The sequence below is a fragment of the Hoeflea sp. CAU 1731 genome, assembly GCF_039888615.1.
Classification (GTDB): Bacteria; Pseudomonadota; Alphaproteobacteria; order Rhizobiales; family Rhizobiaceae; genus Flavimaribacter.
Genome location: NZ_JBDQQS010000023.1, coordinates 29,544 through 45,232, shown reverse-complemented (window position 1 = coordinate 45,232; position 15,689 = coordinate 29,544). Strand labels below are relative to the sequence as shown.

Sequence of the window (15,689 nt, the reverse complement as noted above, 5' to 3'; positions counted from 1 at the left end):
CTTGTAGTCTGACGAAATGGCACTCAAACGGATGGACAATGTCGGCATCGTCGTCGAGGACCTCGACAGGTCGATCGCTTTCTTTGTCGAGCTCGGTCTCGAACTCGAAGGACGAGCCATGATTGAGGGGGAGTGGGCCGGACAAGTCACCGGGCTCGGCGACCAACATGTCGAGATCGCCATGATACGGACGCCCGACGGCCATAACCGCCTCGAACTTTCGCGCTTCCTTAGGCCGACCGTTGTCGCGGATCACCGCAACGCGCCAGTCAATGCCCTGGGCTACCTCCGCGCGATGTTCACAGTGGACGACCTTCGCGAAACACTTGAAAAACTCGGCAAGCACGGTGCCGTACTTGTCGGCGACATCGTTGATTATCAGGACGTGTATAGGCTCTGCTACGTCCGAGGGCCTGAAAGGCTGCTAATCGGGCTGGCTCAGGAACTCGGCTGAGCCCCATAGACGCCCATCCCGGGCTTTGTTCCGCCATCAATTTTATGAATCGATCCGTGACTAACGATTCACGGAATTCGTTGGACGCCGCTTCCGCAGGAAGCGAGACTCCTCCCATGCCTTCACGCGAACCCGAGCCGGTCCATCTTCGCCGCATCGACCCCGCACAGAACATGCGGCGCTTTTATAGCCTGAGTGTTCAGCCGACGCTGTTCGGCGGTGCATCTCTTATCCGCGATTGGGGAAGGATCGGCACGCGCGGCCAGACAATGATGGAGACCTTCGACACCGCCGATGATGCCGACCTGGCCTTCAATCGCATCGAGAGAAGCAAGCGTCGCCGGGGATACCGCGATGCCTTTCTGGTCGAGCGGCGCCGGTAGCCGCGATCGATGGGCGTGAACATGAAAAAGGCCCCGCCTTGTGAACTGACCCCTTAAAGTTGGACAGTTTGAAGCAAGGTCTGATTTAGGGGCTGGGTCCTGTATTGTACAGGGCTCAGCCCTTTGAGTTTCAGTTTTATGCGGTCATTGTTGTAATACCGGATGTATTCGCCGATGCCTGCCTCCAGAGTGTCGATGTCGTCAAAGCGGTCGGGATGGAAGAACTCTGATTTGAGGATGGCAAAGAAGCTTTCCATGGCGGCATTATCCAGACAGTTTCCCTTTCGCGACATGGATTGGGCGATGTTGCGGCTTTCAAGCATGCGGCTCCATTTCGGCATCTGATACTGCCACCCCTGATCGGAATGCAGGATTGGCTTGTCATCTTCGCCGATCCGGTCGAGCGCCTTGGCCAACATGTTGCGAACCAGCTTGAAGACGGGCCGCCTTGCTGTCTCAAAGGCGATGATTTCGCCGTTATAAAGGTCCATAACTGGCGACAGATAAAGCTTCTCGCCGGATACGGAGAACTCCGTGACGTCCGTGGTCCATTTCTGGTTCATCTGATCGGCGCTGAACTGCCGCTTTATAAGGTCCGGGGCGACGCGCCCGACCAAGCCCTTGTAGGAGCGGTATTTCTTCGGACGGACCAGGGATTTCAGTCCCATCTCACCCATCAGCCGCTGGACGGTCTTGTGATTGACCTTCTTTCCAAGTCCTCGCAGCGCCGCCGTGACCCGGCGATAACCGTACCGTCCCTTGTGTTGGTCAAAGACCGACTTGATGGTCTCTTTCAGCACGCAATGCCTGTCGGGCCGGGACAAAGCTCTATGTCTGTAATAGAACGTGCTGCGGGGAAGACCCGAAAGTCTCAACAGCCCTTCAAACGGATAGAACGGCCTTAACGCCTGGACGGTTTGCGTCCTGTCGGCAATTGACGCGCCTGCGTTAAGGCCTCCAATTTTTTTAGGTAGGCGTTCTCCATGCGCAGTTCGCTCAACTCCGCCAGCAGCTCTTCACGGCTTTTGCTCTCATCGTCATGAGGCACATCCGTCTTTGCGGGTATCAGAGGTGGCTCTGGCATCGATCGCCGTCTTCCTTTGCGACGTGCTGCAAGCGCATCGATTCCGCCGCGTTCATAACATCTCTGCCATTCCGAAACGCTACTGGCGTTGCGTATGTTGAAAAGCGCGGCCGTCTGCCGAAAGGACAAACCATCATTCCACATTCGCTGCAACACCGATAGCTTGAATGCTGCATCGTAGTGGCTGAACTTTTTCGTCAGACCCGCCAAGCCATGCTCGGCATGAACGGAAACCCATTTGCGAACCGTCCCATGGTCAATCCCGAACCGCGAACCGACATCACGAAAACTCAGATCCCCATTCAAATAACAGGAAACAACAGAATGCTTAAATGACGTGCTGTGCCTGGTCATGCAAAACCCCCGAAGTTGGTGTCCAACTTTCGGGGGTCAGTTCACTTGCGGCGAGGCCCTTGTCGTTCGGGAAGATCAGTCGCGGTTGGTGTTCGGGCGCGACCAGATCAGTTGCATGCCCTCTTCACCTTCCACCTCGACCAGGGTGGCGTAGATCGGAGCCGGGAAGCTCGGGTCGTCCAGCTTGACCGAGAGATAGTCGCGTTCGGTTCCCTTGACCTGCTTCTGCCAGGCGGCGCCCAGTTCGACGGCGCCGGAGAAGATGCGAAACTGCGGACCATTGTCGGAGGGGTTCTCGACGCGCTCGAAGCGGGCCTTGACGTTGAGTGCGAGGGTCTTGATCTGACCGGTGAAGCCGTTCTTGGTGGTGGTGGTGAAAGTGCCGATGTTTGCCATTGTCCTATTCCTTTTCGATGTTTCGGGCCGCGCCCATCGCGGCCTCGATGGCTGTCGAAGAGACCGGTAACGATCGGCGCGCACCTGAAAGGCCGGAATGAAATGGAGGACGGCGGTCCGGGGCTTTTTTGCATCGCGAGGAATGGCGGCGCAGCCGCCAGGGGAAGAAAGTTCCGGCCCGCCGTTGCGACAAGCCGGGCGAGGCGAAGCCGGTTGCCGGTCAGACATGCCAAATCGAGACCGCGTTGGGCGAGCTCCGTTCGAGACGACGGAAAAAGGGATAGGCCATGACGTGGCGAACATGCTCACCGCCACCCGTCACGGACGCACAATCGGCAGATCGATCTCGACACAGTCGAAGGCAGCCCAATTGCCGGATCGGGAATCCAGGCATTCTTGGCCAGCCATCTGCCAATCTTCGGTGACCGAACGCGCGACCGGAAAAGAGAGAACAGGCATCCGTCCGAATGTGGCCTTCGGCTGATAAGCTGTGCGCCTGTCGCCGCGGTTCTGCTTTGGCGCCGCGTGTTGTGGGCAGGCAGGTTTCGCAGGTGCTCCGTCGTCCCGGGCCATCGCACCGAACTCTGATGACGAGAACGTGCTGCCAAAGCGGCCTGGCATCAAACGCCGCACATCCCTTCACATTCATTGGGCCAGAGATCGAGCTGGCCGTGATCGGCCAGCGTCGAGAGATCGGCCTCCTCGAGGGGAACACCGGACCGGTGCAGATAGACCTCGCCACGAATACCCCGGATCCCCGTCCGGATCGCACGGTCGACATCAATCGCATCGCGCCAGGCCTCTTGATCATGATCGCGCATGGCGCGCCATCGGGAATTGTCGTGGAAAGGACATCCGATGCAGGCGGATTTTGGTGGATCGGGATAGCCGCGCTCGCGCAGCCAGGCGAGGCAATCGCGGCGGGTCATGCGCTCCTCGATCAGCGGCCAGCGGTTGCGCTGCCAGGCCTCGCGGCTCGGCTTCATGCGGATTACCTCGTCAAAGGAAATCCCGATCCATTGCTCGACGACCGCGAAGGTTGGCGAGCGTTTGCGCGTGAGGTGGACGAGTTCACGGACCTTGCGGCGGATCGGCTCGATCTTGTAGTCGCCCGTGCATTGGCGACGGATCATGCCGATGGAGACATTGCCGCGCCGGTCGACCGACCGGGCGAATGCTGGGATCGACGCCCACCGCTCGCCGCGCCCGGCGGCAAGTAGATTGTCCCGCATGTTGCCCGGCCCGACGACGAAGACCGGGAACGGCAGCACGTTCGGCGACATGAGCCAATCGAGATGCTCGTATACGGCTCTCGGTTCCCAGCCGGTATCGGCAAAAATCGCACAGTCCGGCATGGGCCCGACCGCGCCGCGCGCTGCCATCAGGGCGAGCGTCGTCGACTGCACGCCGGCGCCGAGCGACAGCGCGCGCAGCCGAATTGCGGAGGGCGGGTCGCCCACCGCACCTGCATTCGAAAGGGAGAGCATCAGGCCGCCTCCCGCTCTTCAACCACCTCGGCGGGTTGAAGGCCGTGAAGGTAAGTCACCGCGCGTTGCGCGTGCGCCGCCGCTTGGAAGATTGCCCGCTTGTCGTCTTTGAGGACACGCAACCACGAGTGAAGGTAGCTTGCGTGATCGGGCCGCGGCTCGAGCTCTGGCACGATGCCGAGATCGGCGCACAGGAAGCAGCTCCCGAGCTCGGCAATGAGTTCTTCGCGGGCACGTTCGGAGCGATCCTTGTGATAGCGGGAAAGATCGCGTCCGACGCGGTGTGCCGGCGCTGTCCAGTGGGTGGCCTCATGGCTGAGAACGGCGACGTACGATTCCGCATCCCGGAAGCTCTCGAAGGGTGGCATCTGGATGTGGTCGCTGGCGGAGGCGAAGAAAGCCTTCGTGCCGCCATGGCGGATCACCGCGCCGGTGTTCTCGAAGAAGCGGTCGGCGTGCTCGATCCGCAACACCGGATCGATGATCCTGTCCGGACGATGGTAATAGTGTTCGGGAAGGCCGTCGATCTGATCGCAATTGAAGACGGTGTAGGTCTTGAGAAACGGGATATCCCGCTCGACCTCGTCGCCACGGGAATCCGTTTCGGTCTTGGTGAAGCGGCTGGCATAGACGACGGTCGCGCCGGTTTCGCCTTTGCGCACCTGGGCTCCGATCTGACTGGCCTGCCGATAGGTCATCCAGAGCGGCGCTTCGAAACCTCGGGCGATGCTCTCCGACCAGAGGAGGAGCACATTGATGCCCGTATAGGGCTCGCCGGTGTGCCGGAGGGGCCGCGTGATCCGGCCTTCGAGGCCGCCCGCGCTCCAGGGTTTCATCCAGGGCCGGACGCCTTGTTCCAGATCGGCGACGATCGTCTCGGTGATCCGCGCATAGATATCGATGCGCGGGCTTTTCTCTTTCCTTTTCATTTTCAGACCTCCTGATTTTCAGGACCGCGCCGATCGCGGTCCGTCACGGGGTCCGAAAACGGCGGGGCTTCAGGCAGGAGCGGCACCCGAGACGGGACCCTGGCGCGCGCAGCGCGGCGGGGTGGCGAAGGGCCGGAACGAAGAGGAGGACGGCGAAGCCGTTGCCGCTGCTGCCGGCTCCGCCCGGACCTTGTCCGGGACGGACCACGGTCGGGGCATCCGCGCAGCGGAAAAGGCGGCGCATTGCGCCGCCTTCGAGGAGTGAGAGGATTGATCGGTCAGTGGACCGACTGTCCACCTGAGTATGGGTCGTATTCGAAGAGGATGACGATTTCGGCGTCTTCGACTTCGTCGGCGGGAAGGACGCCGTATTCATCGTCGGACTTGAAGAGGACGATCGGGGTCATGAGTGTGCGGGCGAGGTTCCAGGCGTGTTTCTGGGCGAGGGAAAGATCGTGCTGCATCTGAGGGCTCCATCGTTGGAGCGGGCCAATCCCGCTCTTGATGGCTCCGTCAGTGTGCGGCATAGCGGACGCGATCACCGCGCAGGCCAAAGCCAAGCGGCCGCCGCTTGCGAGCGGACCCTTCATGGGTTGATCGTGGAAGTCCGCGCCGCACTAGGAATGCCATCTCTGAAAGAGCGGGGTTGGGCTGCGTCCGAGATAGAGGACCGTCTATGGACGATTTGGTCGCCTAGGTGCGCGGTACGCTCAGGCGCGAAAATCAAGCTATAATCGGGACTGTCGCGACAGAAGATCGCGGAGAGCTACTAAAGTGTGGTTCTTGACGATCTCACTTGTATTTTGCGATACTGATATTGCGCGCTACGTAGGGTGCACCGGCTCCCGGCCGACTAGGCAATGCCCGCCTGCGAACTTCAAAGGTAGCGCCTATGCCAAACCTCGAAAACCTTAAGAAACAAGCCAAGCAGTATTTGCGCTGGCATCGCGAGCGATACTATCCGGTGGCGGCCCATATCCGGGCTGCTTTGCCACGATTTCATCACCTCAGCGATACTCAGATACTTGAATCCAGCTTCAAGCTAATGGACGCGCAAGAACTTATCGCACGTCAATTGGGATTCGAGGGATGGCAGGCGCTCAAGTCCGGAGTCCATGCCATGACCACTCAAAGTAATCAGACCGCACCTCGCCCCATTCTGAGTTCCACCTCCGCGCAACTGTTCGTCTCCGACATCAATGCGTCGTGTGACTTTTTTGCGGACAACCTCGGCTTTGCAATCGACTTCGTTTATGGGGATCCACCGTTCTACGGACAGGTTAGACGTGACAAAGCGCAGCTCGCGCTTCGGCTAGTCTGCGAACCTGTGTTTGTTGATGATATACGAGAACGCGAACATTTGCTCTCCGCCTCAATTACGGTCGATACCGCAAGCGAGATCAAGCAACTCTTTCTGGATTTCCAAGCCTCCGGTGTGGGTTTTCACCAGAAGCTTAAGAAAGAACCTTGGGGTGCTCGAAATTTCATTGTTCTGGACCCAGACGGAAATCTCATACTGTTTGCTGGTCCGGCCGACTGAATATCCTCGAATCTCTGCCGTCGAGCAACGCATCTTTGTTCGGTTGGGGCTCAAAGTCGTTAGGCAAATGTCGAACAACGGGCGGAGCCGAAGCTCCGCCCGAGCGGCTCAGCCGAGAGCTGCCATCTGGAGTTCGGCCGCCTTGCGGTCGACGGTCTGGCCAGGATTTTCGACTTGCCTTTGGAATGGCTTCCAGGCCTCACCGACGACCTCTTCGTATGCGGTCACGACGCCCTCGGCCGCGCAGCGGAGCGCATGGGCCTGAATGCCCATATCGGCCGCGAACTCGCGCTTGCGTTGGGCATTGCTGTCGAACCCGACCGGACCGTCGAGATCCTCGTCGCGGGTGTCGTTGGCGGACTTCGCAGTCGCGTCCCGAGCTTCTGAGACCGCGCGGGAGTAGAACTGACCGGCACCATGGGCGGAGCCGACATAGGAGCCCACGATGCGCTGTAGGTGGATCTGCATGGCCCGGTCACCGAGGCCTTCGTTCAGGGATTCGGCCGTGTCGACGATGATCTTGTGGTGGAGATCGCGGATGCCGTCGGTGTCGATGACGGGAAGGCCGAAACTTTCGGAGATGAGGGAGGCCTGGGCGCTGTCGGGGCAGGCGAGCCGGACCATTTCGAGGGAAGCGCCCTTGCGGAGCTGGACGATCTTGCCGGATTGACGGGAGGAACGAGCGTTGCTGGTCATGTGAGGTCCTTTCCTTCACGGTTTGACCGAAGGCTCGAGCCGGCTCCTGCCGGCCCTCCCTTCGGGCGCGGGCAAAAGAAACCGGCGGAAAGACGGGGGCTTCAGGGTCCGCGCGGACCAAGACGAGCGAACCTGTCCTGCGGGCCAGCAGGGCTTACCAAGCCCTCGCGCAGTCCCGCGGGCCGGTTTGGCGAGGATGGTCCGGGCGGCCGCAGCGCGGCGCGTCAGCGGCCTTGAAGGCTCCGGCCGCCGGTTTACGACCGCGACCAGAACCGAAGGGGGGCCATCAGGGGTGGCATTCCACCGGCGCCGAACTTGAAGGAAATGACCGTGGCCTGCCGCACATGCTCCCGCTCTCACAATACGGCTTGCGCACCCGCTTTGCTGGTCGGCCCGTTGCTGATGGTCTTTGCCCTGACGGCTGTGATCGCATGCTCCTGCCGGGTGAGCTTACGACTGAGGGCATCGATTTCGCCGCGCCGCTCGAAGCTGAGCTGCTCGACATAGGCCCGAAATGTGGCCTCATCCGACCGCGTCCAGCGCGATCGCCCGCAGGGATGTCTTCGGGCCTTCGCCTTGGCTGTCGTGGTCATGCGTTCCGCCCTGGCCGATATCTGGCGTTCGATCAGTTCGAGATGCGCCTTCGTCTGGCGGTGCGCTGCTTCCATCCGAGAGAGCTGGTTTGTTCCCCCGGGGACAGTCACGCCGCCCTCCCTGCATCGGGTGCCGGCGAAGTGACATCCTGCAGTTCGGCTTCGGGATAGCCGTGCCTGGTGAGCCAGTCTTCGGCGGCGATGCGGTTTGCGGCGAGATGGACGAGCTCCCCGAGGTCGCCCGGCCGGCTCATGACGAGGACCGAGCCGGGTTCAGGCAACTCGCGCACCGTGAAGTCACGTGGTGAGTTCACAACGAATGTCTTGTAGACCCGCATGACGACCGTGCCGTTGGACCCGAAATCGCTCTCATGCAGGGTGAAGGAAGCGGGGATCGTGTGGGCGCCCCGCTCGACAGCCGCACGCTTGCAAATCAGCCGCCCGACCCCGTTGCGGTTTTGCCAGTCGGCAAGTTTCCTGCGGTGACGCTCCGGCGGCCGCGGCGTGCCGTCCGAATAGGCGATGATCGCGCCTATCGGCGCATGGTCGAAAATGAGTTTGGCGGACATGGTGTCGTCCTTGTTTGGAGAGTGGGAACGAAAACGCCGCCGGACGATGCCGGCGGCGTGATGTGCATTCGGAAGGGAAGAGGTCGCTATTCGGCGGCTTCGCGGAAACCCTCGGAGACGGCATCCGGGTCGATGTCGCCCTCCTCCGGGTCCTCGACGGAGCCGTCGGCATCCCCGGCCTCCTCGTCATCGACGATTTCGTTACTGGCCTTCCAGTCGGCGAGTTCGTTCGCGTCCGGCGCGAACAGCGCCGCCCCGTGGACGAAGCGCTCCTCCTGGAAATGCTCGACGAGCGCGGCGCGGGTGTCGCGAACCTTGTTGCGGGGCAGAACCGAAGTGTCCGCGCACGCGCCTTCGAGGGCCTGCCGGGAGAGGCAAAGGAGGAAATCCTCCCTCCCCATGTTGGGCAGGAAGCTGTCGGCTCCGACGACCGCGCCGGCAATCCGCGAGACGATGCCGCTGTTCGACATGTTGCGGCGGCACGACAGCACCTCGATCAGCACCGAGCGGACCGCGACGCGGAGCGTGTCCTTGTCGAACGGGAGATTACCGGTCTCATCGACAAGGGCCGCGGCATGGGGTGCGATCTGGCTGCGGAACGAACCGGTATTGCCCGAACCGGAATCGACGCGAACGTTTTGACCGGCAAAGGCGATGACGAGCAGCGCCATCAGGGTGTCATCCTCGATCGGTGCGCGTTGAAGCGCTTCGTGCAGCGCATCGGTGCGGAAGTCGCCGATCATGTCCTGGCCCTTCTGGGTGACGTCCGGGCGCTGCGCCGGCGCGACGGCGCCGCCCTCGCCACCCTTGCCTTTCACCGATATTCCGTTCGCTGTTTGGGGCTCGGGCATCCGGTAGACGACCGATTGCACCTTGCCCTCACGGTCGAGATACATCGCCGTATGGTCGGACTTCTTCGGCTTGCCGTAGACGCGCTCGGCCTTCTTGGGCAATTCCGGCTGGCCCCAATTGTTGGACTCGGTGATCAGGCCGTTCTTGGGCAGGTTGTTGCTCATCCACTCCTGCTGGGCACCGAGGAAGGCCTCGACATCGGTGGTGTAACGGCTGTCCTCGTCGGCCGGTGCGAAGAGGTCCTCGACCCAGGCGATGCCGTAGGCTTGTGCCAGCTCGTCGTCGAAACTGGCGTCGCGCGCATACATGCGGGTCTTCGAGAGGCCGTTGGCGACCGACCACCAGGTCGTGGTCTCGTTCTTCTTTGGCTTGTGGGCCTTCCAGACTTCTTTCTGGTCGGCGATCGAGGCGGCGGCGATGGTCCTGAGCTGCCGCTCGTCCGGCATGTCGCCCTTCGCCATCTGGTCCAGCATGGCCGGAAGCACATTGGCGAGAAGCCGGAGCTTCTTGATCTGGCGCACCGAAAGCGACAGCGCCGCGGCGATGCCTTCCTCGGTCCAGCCGAGCGCGACAAGCCGCTCGATCGCGCGCCACTGATCGACCGGGTTGAGCGGTTCGCGGGCGATGTTCTCGACCATGGAGCGCATGGCGCCGCCATCCTCGGCCGCATCGGTCACAATGACCTCGATCTCCTCGAGCTCGACCGCGATCGCGCCCCTGGTGCGGCGATGACCGGCCTGGATGATGAAGCCGTTGCCGCCATCGGCCTCGGGAGACACGACGGGCGGCTGGATGATACCGACGGCCTTGATGGTCGCGGCCAGCAGCGCATCGCCCTGCGGCGTGGATTTAGATTTGCGGGCGTCGTCGGGATTGTCCTTGAGCGCGCGCGGGTCGATCTTGATGATATGCATGGGAAGCTCCTGTTCGAGGATTGTGGGCCCGGCATGCCGCCGGTTCCCTTTCTCGTCTTCTTCTCGAAGACATCCCCGGGACCGCAGAGCGGGCGGGCCGGTGCAACTTCGGCCGAGCATCCCTGCCCGGCCAAACGAGCAGGGATGGCAAGCGGGGCTCACAAGCCCTGCGAAGGACGACGGGCCGGGATGGCGCAGGCGGCGGTTGAGCGTCAGCGTCTCCGGCCCGCCCGCTCCGCGACCGGTCCCCCTCCCGCTCTTTTCCTTTCTCAGGCCGCCTCCATGGCCTTCTTTCCCTCCTTCAGGACCTCGTCCGCCAGATCGGCCTCGATGGCGTCGAGCTGCCGGAGTTTGTCGGCAAGCTCCTCCTCGAAGCCGAATTCGCCGCCCTGGCGGGACTGGTAGGAGGCGAGCCGGCGCTTGGCGTCATCGAGCCGGAACCGATACTGCGACCGCTCGTCCTCGAAACTGGCCAGGACATGTTCGATGCGCGAGACGGCGCCGAGCGGCGTGACGGTCAGGGCGAGATCGATGTCGGTCTCCGCGCCGGTTCGGGCGAGCGCGACATCGTATTGGAATTCGTCGTTTCCGAAGCGCTGGCCGGAGAAGACCAGATCGAAGCCGCCGATCGCGGCTAGGGTCTTTTCATCCTCCTCCCGCAGATGCACGAGGGTCATGATTTCCTTCATCAGCGCGCGGCCGGCGGGCTTGCGCTCGGTGAAGGATTGCCCGGCAATTGTCATGGCGAAGGCGTCGCCCGCTGTCGGAATCCTGCGCTCGATGTCCTTGCCGATCTCGGCGATCCGCCGTGTGTCGTGTTCGATGTCGCGTTCGGCGTTGCGGATCTGGCGGCGGACGGCGAAGAGATCGTCGCGATGCGCCGCGCGCAAGCGTTCGAGCCGCGCGATATCGGCTTCGAGGCCAGCCTTTTGCATCAGCCGCTGATCGCCGGACGCGATCGCTTTGGCCATGGCGAACTGGTTGGCCTGGCCCTCGCCGAGATCCTCCAGCCGGCGCACGGAGGTGTCGCCGGAGAGCGCCGCGGCAATGAACCGGGCCTTGCGCTCGTTGTTCTGCCACATCTGCGCATCCATCGAGCCTTCGGTGGCGTAAGCGAAGATATCGATCTCCTCATGCGGATTGCCTTGCCGTTCGATGCGGCCCTCCCGCTGTTCAATCTGCGAGGGGAGCCAGGGCACGTCGAGGTGGTGGAGCGCCTTGAGGCGAAGCTGGGCGTTGACGCCGGTGCCCATGGTTTCCGACGAACCGATCAGGAAGCGGATCTTGCCGGCATTGACGTCGGCGAAGAGCCGGTGCTTGGCCTCGGTCTTCTTGTAATCCTGCATGAAGGCGATTTCAGAGGCCGGAACGCCGAGCCGGACGAGTTCGTCGCGGATCCAGCGATAGGCGGAGAAGCCCCTGCTTTTCTCGACGCTGATCGTGCCGAGATCGGAGAAGATCATCTGGGCTGCGCCTGGCAGATCGAACGGCTTGCCCTCGCGAGTCAGATAGATGTTGGAGCCGGTCTCGCGCCAGATGCGATGGGCATTGGCGATCAGCTTGTTGAGCTTGTTGTCCGGCTCATTGTCATTGTCGGGATCGACCAGCCGGAGATCGATCGCGGCATGGCGGCCGTCGGTAATGACCGAGAGCAGGATGTCGTCGCCGGGCTTGGCAGGGCTCTCACGCTTTTCAATCGCCTTGATGCGCGCCTCGAGCACCTGCTGGTAGAGCTTGAAGTCATCCTTCGGCTTGGCGGTGACGATCTGGCGCTTGCCGGTCGAGACGGCGGGGATTTTCACATATTGCTTCAGGTCCTCCGGCAAGACGACGTCGGCGAACGAGCGGAACATGGCGATCAGTTCCGGCACATTGACGAAGGTCGCAAAGCGCGAGACGGGCCTGTATTTCCCGGATGGCTGCAATTCGAGCTCGGTCGCCACGTCGCCGAAGGTCGAGGCCCAGGCATCGAATTCGTGCAACCCGCGCTCCTTCAGCGCGTCGAAGCCGAGGAAGCGCTGCACCGAGAACATTTCTCCGAGCGTGTTGGTGATCGGCGTGCCGGAGGCGAGTACGAGCGCCCGGCCGGGGTTCTTCGTCTCGATAAACCGCGATTTGACATAGAGGTCCCAGGCCCGCTGCGACCCGTTCGGATCGACGCCTTTCAGGGTCGACATGTTGGTGGCGAAGCTGAGCTTTCTGAACTCCTGCGCCTCGTCGACGATGATCTGGTCAACGCCGATCTCGGAAATCGTCAGGAGATCGTCCTTGACGGTCGCCAGCGATTCCAGCCGGTCCTTCATGCCCTCCTTCAGCCGCTCCAGCCGCTTGCGCGACATCCGGTCGTCACTTTCAATCCGGGAGAGCAGCTCCTCGTAGAGCGTGAGTTCATCCTCGATCATCTGCTTTTCGAATTCGGTAGGAACGGCGATGAACTTGAAGGCCGAATGGGTGATAATGATCGCGTCCCAATTGGCCGTCGCGGCGCGCGACAGGAAGCGATGGCGCTTGTCCTTGGTGAAATTGGTCTCGTCGGCGACGAGAATGCGCGCGGTCGGGTACAGCGCCAGGAACTCGCGGGCGGCCTGCGCCAGGCAATGGCCGGGCACAACCAGCATGGCTTTCGAGATCAGGCCCAGCCGGCGTTGCTCCATGATGGCGGCCGCCATCGTCATGGTCTTGCCGGCGCCGACGGCGTGGGCAAGATAGGTGGCGCCCGACGAGATGATCCGCCAGATGCCGCGTTTCTGGTGGCCATAAAGAACAAAGGCGCCTGAGGCGCCCGGGAGTTGCAGATGGTCCCCGTCGAAGGATCGGGGCGCGATATTGTTGAAGCGGTCATTATAGACCCGCGCCAGACGGTCGGTGCGATCCGGATCGGACCAGACCCATGTCTGGAAGGCGGTCTTGATCTTGGTGAGCTTTTCCTTCGCCGCCTCGGTGTCGACGACATTGAGCACTCGCCGTTCGCTATCGCCGTCCTTCACCGTATCGAAGATCTGCGGGATGCGGCTGTTGAGGGCATCGGCGAGCAGCTCGCCGGCATGCCGGCGCTTGGTGCCCCATTCCGACGTGCCCTCGGCGCGATAGGCCAGCATACGCGCATCGACCGTCCAGGAGGCAAGCTCCGGCATGTGCCGGATCGTGATGTCCGTTCCCATCGTCTCCTTGACGAAGTCGACGACATCGGAGGCGGGGATCCAGGGTGCACCGAGCCGCGCGGTAATCTCGGACGGGCTGAGGTCGGCCGGTTGTACCGCCTCCAGAGCCTCGACATTGCGGCTGTAGGCCGGGTCGAGCTCGACGGCCGCCTCGGCGATCGCCAGCTTGTCGCGGACCGGCCCTGAAAGGTAGGCGTCCGATGTCTGCCAGGAACCGTCGGCTGGGTCTCGGTAGATGGCGCTGCCAAGTTCCTCGATGACCGTCTCGCGGTCTTCATGCAAAAGCTCGGCGATGTGGTCGGGATCGACATGACCGCGTTCGTTGAGAACGACGGCAAGTGCATCGGTGGCACTGGTAATTACCGGCGGCGACGGCGGCGCAATCACCCGTTCGGAAAAGATCGGGCCGGGCTTCGCGGTATCCGTATCGAGATCGTAATTCTCGATGGAGGCGACCAGCCAGCAGTCGGGATCGTCGAGGAAGGGCTGCAGGTTCGGTCGGCGATGCGTCTCGCGCGTCTCCCCCGTCCCCTCGTTTTCCGTGATCGACACCCTGGTGTGATTGATCGGACCGAACTCGCGGACGAAGCTCGACCAGGCGATGCGCAGCTTCACCTGCAGGTCGCGCCATGGCTGATCGGTCTCCTGGGCCTTGAGGACCGCGCGCACGGCGTCCCGCACGGGGATCAGCTTCCTGACGATGTTGATCTGCTTCTCAGAAAACCCCTCGCCGGACCGGCCCGTGCGGACGGGAACCGGAGCGGGTTTGCCGTCGAGGACCTGCATCAGGCCCCTCGATGCATCGTAGACAAAACTGCCCTCGCGGAGATGCGCATCCTCGGTTCTGACGATATCCGCCAGGCTCGCCCCAAGTTCGAGATCGATATCGATTGCGTCAGGCTCCCCGTCATATAGGTCGTCCGGAAGGGAGAGGATGGCCGCGTCCAGATCGTCCGCGAGGTCGCTGTCACGGGCGAGGCACGTATAGGTCTCGCCGAAGGGGCCGGATGTGATCGCGTGGCGGCCAAGGATATGATCGGGGTGGTCGGCGAACCAGCGATTGACGCGCATAGCTTCGCTGTCCTCGCTGGCGGGAACGACCTCGGCAAGATCGAGCCAGCTTGCGTCGTCCTGCGGCTCGCCCGGCTTGCGCTTGCGGAAGAACAGGATGTCGACGACGACATCGGTGCCGGCATCGGCGCGAAAACTGCCTTCGGGCAGACGGATGGCGGCGATCAGATCGGCGGATTTGGCGATGTGCTCGCGCGCCGTCGCGTCCACCTTGTCCATCGTGCCCGAAGAGGTGACGAAGGCGGCGAGCGCGCCGGGTTTCAAGAGATCGATCGACCGCGCGACGAAATAATCATGCAGACGCAGACCCATCGACCGGTAGGCGCGGTCAGACCGCACGGTCCGGTCGGAAAACGGTGGATTGCCGATGGCCAGATCGAAATGCGCCGGCAGATCGGTGCGCGCGAAATCGCCCTCGATGATGCGGGCGACCGGCTGCAGGAGCCGGGCGATGCGCGCGGTGACCGGATCGAGTTCGACGCCGGTTACAAAAGACGCATCGTGGAATGCCTCCGGCATCAGTGCCGGAAACAACCCGATCCCGATGCCCGGTTCGAGGACGCGGCCGCCGCGCCAGCCGAGCCGTTGGAGGCCTTTCCAGATCGCGCGGATGATGAACTCCGGCGTGAAATGGGCATATTGCGTGCAGCGGGCGAGCGAGGCGTAGTCGGCCTCGTTCACGGATGCCTGCAGCTCTTCACCCAACTCTTCCCACCCCTTGGGGAATCCCTCCTCGCCGGGCCGAAGGAAGACAGTGTTGGCCAGGTCGGAGGCGCCGAAGCCGATGAAGCGGATGAGACGCGCCTGCTCGGCTGGCGTCGCGGGCCGATCCTCGGCCGCGATCGTCGCGGCAAGCGCAATCGCTTCGAGATTGTCACGTGCGCGGGCTTTCCAGCCCTTCGCGAGATCGCGGCTTCCGAAGAGATGGAAATTGCTGCCGCGCGCCGGCTCATCGGTAGCGGGCTTGTGGGAAGGAGCGGCCGGAGTTCGGCTGTTGGTTTGGTCATCGGATGGACGATCGGGTTCGGCCGTTTCGGTCTTCGGATCGGGGGAAAAGGCGGTCACGCCGAGGCCGAGCCCGGACGATAAAGCGTTCTGCGAACTGCCGAACATGTCGAGGGTGAAGGGATCGTGGTCTGACATAGCGATGTCTCCTGTGAGGCGGGCGCACGAAGCTGCGCCGCCGGGCGAGCCGGTAGCGTCGGG

General features: G+C 62.5%; 14 protein-coding genes. 4 read left to right on the top strand and 10 right to left on the bottom strand.

Annotated elements, in window-relative coordinates:
• Nucleotides 1-16: 16 nt before the first annotated feature.
• Both AAFN47_RS25245 and AAFN47_RS25240 read left to right on the top strand, forming a co-directional pair.
• Entirely contained in the window at nucleotides 17-454 is a 438-nt protein-coding gene (locus tag AAFN47_RS25245; RefSeq protein ID WP_499812038.1) for a VOC family protein, read from the top strand.
• Nucleotides 455-570: 116 nt separating this feature from the next.
• Entirely contained in the window at nucleotides 571-837 is a 267-nt protein-coding gene (locus AAFN47_RS25240; RefSeq protein WP_499812037.1) for a WGR domain-containing protein, read from the top strand.
• Nucleotides 838-890: 53 nt separating this feature from the next.
• Here the strand turns inward: AAFN47_RS25240 and AAFN47_RS25235 are convergent.
• The 4 genes from AAFN47_RS25235 to AAFN47_RS25220 form a co-directional block, all read right to left on the bottom strand.
• Nucleotides 891-2,275 (bottom strand): IS3 family transposase gene (locus AAFN47_RS25235; protein ID WP_499812036.1). Its coding sequence is split into 2 segments (ribosomal slippage): nucleotides 891-1,798 and nucleotides 1,798-2,275, totalling 1,386 coding nucleotides; the frame shifts between segments, so codons are not numbered across the junction.
• A 75-nt stretch (nucleotides 2,276-2,350) separates the two neighbouring features.
• Nucleotides 2,351-2,671, bottom strand: coding sequence for a DUF736 domain-containing protein (locus AAFN47_RS25230; protein ID WP_420406558.1), 321 nt, complete (start codon nucleotides 2,669-2,671; stop codon nucleotides 2,351-2,353).
• Between the two features lie 620 nt (nucleotides 2,672-3,291).
• Nucleotides 3,292-4,158: a hypothetical protein gene (locus tag AAFN47_RS25225; protein WP_420406557.1), complete on the bottom strand. Its 867-nt coding sequence runs from the start codon at nucleotides 4,156-4,158 to the stop codon at nucleotides 3,292-3,294.
• Nucleotides 4,158-5,087: an ArdC family protein gene (locus AAFN47_RS25220; protein WP_420406556.1), complete on the bottom strand. Its 930-nt coding sequence runs from the start codon at nucleotides 5,085-5,087 to the stop codon at nucleotides 4,158-4,160. Before AAFN47_RS25220 ends, AAFN47_RS25225 begins: the two co-directional genes overlap by 1 nt.
• Before the next feature lie 121 nt (nucleotides 5,088-5,208).
• On the opposite strand from AAFN47_RS25220, the gene AAFN47_RS25215 reads away from it, so the two are divergent.
• Nucleotides 5,209-5,352, top strand: coding sequence for a hypothetical protein (locus AAFN47_RS25215; RefSeq protein ID WP_499812035.1), 144 nt, complete (start codon nucleotides 5,209-5,211; stop codon nucleotides 5,350-5,352).
• Nucleotides 5,353-5,365: 13 nt separating this feature from the next.
• Here the strand turns inward: AAFN47_RS25215 and AAFN47_RS25210 are convergent, their stop codons facing one another.
• Nucleotides 5,366-5,551, bottom strand: coding sequence for a hypothetical protein (locus AAFN47_RS25210; RefSeq protein WP_420406555.1), 186 nt, complete (start codon nucleotides 5,549-5,551; stop codon nucleotides 5,366-5,368).
• A 428-nt stretch (nucleotides 5,552-5,979) separates the two neighbouring features.
• Between AAFN47_RS25210 and AAFN47_RS25205 the strand changes: the two genes are divergently transcribed.
• Entirely contained in the window at nucleotides 5,980-6,627 is a 648-nt protein-coding gene (locus tag AAFN47_RS25205; RefSeq protein ID WP_499812034.1) for a VOC family protein, read from the top strand.
• A gap of 108 nt (nucleotides 6,628-6,735) precedes the next feature.
• Here the strand turns inward: AAFN47_RS25205 and AAFN47_RS25200 are convergent, their stop codons facing one another.
• The 5 genes from AAFN47_RS25200 to AAFN47_RS25180 form a co-directional block, all read right to left on the bottom strand.
• Nucleotides 6,736-7,323 (bottom strand): hypothetical protein, encoded by a 588-nt coding sequence (locus AAFN47_RS25200; RefSeq protein WP_420406554.1) that lies wholly within the window; start codon nucleotides 7,321-7,323, stop codon nucleotides 6,736-6,738.
• 356 nt (nucleotides 7,324-7,679) lie between these two features.
• The gene (locus tag AAFN47_RS25195; RefSeq protein WP_499812033.1) at nucleotides 7,680-8,027 is read right to left on the bottom strand and encodes a hypothetical protein; all 348 of its coding nucleotides are present in this window, start codon (nucleotides 8,025-8,027) and stop codon (nucleotides 7,680-7,682) included.
• A complete protein-coding gene (locus AAFN47_RS25190; RefSeq protein WP_420406552.1) occupies nucleotides 8,024-8,485 on the bottom strand; it encodes a UCP036055 family protein in 462 nt (153 codons plus the stop codon). The genes AAFN47_RS25195 and AAFN47_RS25190 overlap by 4 nt, the downstream gene beginning before the upstream one ends.
• Before the next feature lie 86 nt (nucleotides 8,486-8,571).
• Nucleotides 8,572-10,251, bottom strand: coding sequence for a ParB/RepB/Spo0J family partition protein (locus AAFN47_RS25185; protein WP_499812032.1), 1,680 nt, complete (start codon nucleotides 10,249-10,251; stop codon nucleotides 8,572-8,574).
• A gap of 269 nt (nucleotides 10,252-10,520) precedes the next feature.
• Entirely contained in the window at nucleotides 10,521-15,626 is a 5,106-nt protein-coding gene (locus tag AAFN47_RS25180) for a helicase-like domain-containing protein (protein WP_499812031.1), read from the bottom strand.
• Nucleotides 15,627-15,689: the final 63 nt, after the last annotated feature.

Bases quoted from the DNA above. Each gene is read 5' to 3' on its own strand.
- AAFN47_RS25245 (WP_499812038.1), top strand. From the start codon at position 17: ATGGCACTCAAACGGATGGACAATGTCGGCATCGTCGTCGAGGACCTC.
- AAFN47_RS25240 (WP_499812037.1), top strand. From the start codon at position 571: ATGCCTTCACGCGAACCCGAGCCGGTCCATCTTCGCCGCATCGACCCC.
- AAFN47_RS25230 (WP_420406558.1), bottom strand. From the start codon at position 2,671: ATGGCAAACATCGGCACTTTCACCACCACCACCAAGAACGGCTTCACC.
- AAFN47_RS25225 (WP_420406557.1), bottom strand. From the start codon at position 4,158: ATGCTCTCCCTTTCGAATGCAGGTGCGGTGGGCGACCCGCCCTCCGCA.
- AAFN47_RS25220 (WP_420406556.1), bottom strand. From the start codon at position 5,087: ATGAAAAGGAAAGAGAAAAGCCCGCGCATCGATATCTATGCGCGGATC.
- AAFN47_RS25210 (WP_420406555.1), bottom strand. From the start codon at position 5,551: ATGCAGCACGATCTTTCCCTCGCCCAGAAACACGCCTGGAACCTCGCC.
- AAFN47_RS25205 (WP_499812034.1), top strand. From the start codon at position 5,980: ATGCCAAACCTCGAAAACCTTAAGAAACAAGCCAAGCAGTATTTGCGC.
- AAFN47_RS25200 (WP_420406554.1), bottom strand. From the start codon at position 7,323: ATGACCAGCAACGCTCGTTCCTCCCGTCAATCCGGCAAGATCGTCCAG.
- AAFN47_RS25190 (WP_420406552.1), bottom strand. From the start codon at position 8,485: ATGTCCGCCAAACTCATTTTCGACCATGCGCCGATAGGCGCGATCATC.
- AAFN47_RS25185 (WP_499812032.1), bottom strand. From the start codon at position 10,251: ATGCATATCATCAAGATCGACCCGCGCGCGCTCAAGGACAATCCCGAC.
- AAFN47_RS25180 (WP_499812031.1), bottom strand. From the start codon at position 15,626: ATGTCAGACCACGATCCCTTCACCCTCGACATGTTCGGCAGTTCGCAG.